Annotated in this window: 2 protein-coding genes; both read left to right on the forward strand. The window is 60.0% G+C overall.

The window, feature by feature from the left end; translation table 11 throughout:
• Positions 1-103 precede the first annotated feature (103 nt).
• A complete protein-coding gene (gene istA, locus ACYQ1A_RS21740; protein ID WP_499365815.1) occupies positions 104-1,624 on the forward strand; it encodes an IS21 family transposase in 1,521 nt (506 codons plus the stop codon).
• Positions 1,614-2,396, forward strand: coding sequence for an IS21-like element helper ATPase IstB (gene istB, locus ACYQ1A_RS21745; protein ID WP_499365816.1), 783 nt, complete (start codon positions 1,614-1,616; stop codon positions 2,394-2,396). Before istA ends, istB begins: the two co-directional genes overlap by 11 nt.
• Positions 2,397-2,462: the final 66 nt, after the last annotated feature.

The raw sequence follows: 2,462 nt of genomic DNA on the forward strand, positions 1-2,462 counted from the left end.
TGTTGATTTGCACCTAAAACTGACCCACCTGCCGTCTTAATTTGCATCTAGAACTGACCCACGTAGAACACTGTCCCGCGAGGCAACGAGCGGGAGTACTGGAGTGATCGACGTGGCTATGTTGAGTATCATCAGACGTTGGCATTTTCGAGACCGGGTTCCGTTGCGGGAGATCGCAAGACGGCTCGGTGTGTCCCGCAATACGGTCCGCCGCTACATCCGTTCAGAAGCGGTCGTTCCCGAATATCCGGAACGGCATACGCCCAGCAAACTGGATGGCCATGCTGCAAAGCTGGCGGAATGGCTCAGGACCGAAGCGCGGCGCCCGCGCAAACAACGGCGCACCCTCAAGCAGATCCACGCGGATCTCGTTACCCTGGGCTTTACGGGGTCGTATGACCGTGTTGCGGCCTTTGCCCGGCGATGGCGGCAGGAACAGTACGAACAGACAAAGACCACCGGCCGGGGCACCTTCGTCCCGTTGCGCTTCGCCGAAGGCGAGGCATTCCAGTTTGACTGGAGTGAAGACTGGGCCGTCATCAATGGCGAACGAGTGAAGCTGCAGGTGGCGCATCTGAAACTCAGTCACAGCCGGGCCTTCTTCCTGCGTGCCTATCCCATGCAAACCCACGAAATGCTGTTCGATGCCCATTACCATGCGTTCATGGCCTGGGGCGGGATTCCCCGACGCGGCATCTACGACAACATGAAGACCGCAGTGGACCGGGTGGGCCGGGGCAAAGAGCGTGACGTGAACATCCGCTTCAGCGCCATGGTCAGCCATTACCTGTTCGACGCCGAGTTCTGCAATGTGGCATCGGGCTGGGAAAAGGGCCAGATCGAGAAGAACGTCCAGGACAGCCGCCACCGCCTGTGGCAGAACGTCCCGCCCTTCAGTTCGCTGGCCGCGCTCAATGACTGGCTGGCAGACCAGTGCGTACGCCTCTGGCAACAGATCCGCCACCCGGAGCAGGACGCCACCCTCTGGGATATCTGGTCCCTGGAACGGCCGCACCTGATGCCGGTGGGGCAACCCTTCGACGGGTATGTCGAACACACCAAACGGGTATCACCGACCTGTCTGGTCAACTTCGAGCGTAACCGCTACAGCGTGCCGGCGTCGTTTGCGAACCGGCCCGTCAGCCTGCATGTTTACTCGGACCGCCTGGTGTTTGTGGCCGAAGGCCAGACCGTGGCAGAGCATGTACGCCACATTGACCGCAGGCATGCCCTGGGTCGCACCTTCTACGACTGGCGTCATTACCTGGCCGTCATCCAGCGCAAACCGGGCGCCCTGCGCAACGGCGCGCCCTTCAGCGAATTGCCGGAAGGCTTCCGGCAGCTCCAGCAGATCCTGCTCAAGCGTCCCGGCGGTGATCGGGAAATGGTCGATATCCTGGCGCTGGTGCTGATGCACGACGAGTCCGATGTGCTGACTGCAGTCGAGCTGGCTCTTGAAGCAGGTATCCCCTCCAAGCAGACCATCCTCAATATCCTGAGCCGCCTGCTCGACAACCAGCCGGTTCCGCCGGTCGAGGCACCCCAGGCGTTTGCCTTGCAGATCGAGCCACTGGCCAACGTCGACCGGTATGACAGTCTGAGGGAGAAACATCATGCAGCCTGATGCCATGATGGAGTTGCTGCGGTCTCTCAAGCTGCACGGCATGGCCCAGGCCCTGGGCGATCTGGCGGCGCAGGATTCACCCGCCTACAAGTCGGCCTCGACGGTGCTGGGTGGATTGTTGAAGGCGGAAATGGCAGAACGTGAAGTGCGGTCTCTGGCCTACCAGATGAAAGTCGCCCGGTTCCCGGCCTATCGGGACCTGAACGGCTTTGACTTCTCGGTGGCCGAAGCGGATGAAGCGCTGGTCAAGCGGCTGCACCGCTGCGAGTTCATCAACTCGGCCCAGAACATCGTACTGGTGGGTGGGCCGGGTACCGGCAAAACGCATCTGGCAACGGCCATTGGTGTACAGGGCATCGAACATCACCACCATCGCGTCCGCTTCTTCTCGACCATCGAACTGGTGAATACGCTGGAGCAGGAAAAGGCCATGGGCAAGCCCGGACAACTGGCCATGCGCCTGATGTATGTCGACCTCGTGATCCTGGATGAGCTGGGCTATCTGCCCTTCAGCCAGAACGGTGGGGCATTGCTCTTCCATCTACTAAGCAAGCTGTATGAGCGCACCAGCGTCATCATCACCACCAACCTCAGCTTCTCGGAATGGGCCAGCGTGTTCGGTGATGCGAAGATGACGACGGCACTGCTGGACCGGCTCACCCACCATTGCCACATTGTTGAAACCGGGAACGACAGCTACCGTTTCAAGAACAGCACCTATCAACCGGCGAAGGAGAAAAAGGCATCCAGGCAGTCCCAACCGGCCCCCTGAAAAGGGTCCATGAGGTGGGTCAGAATTCGATGCAAAAGATGGGTCAATGTTCAGTGCAAATTAACA

It is taken from the genome of Silvimonas sp. JCM 19000 (genome assembly GCF_054652575.1).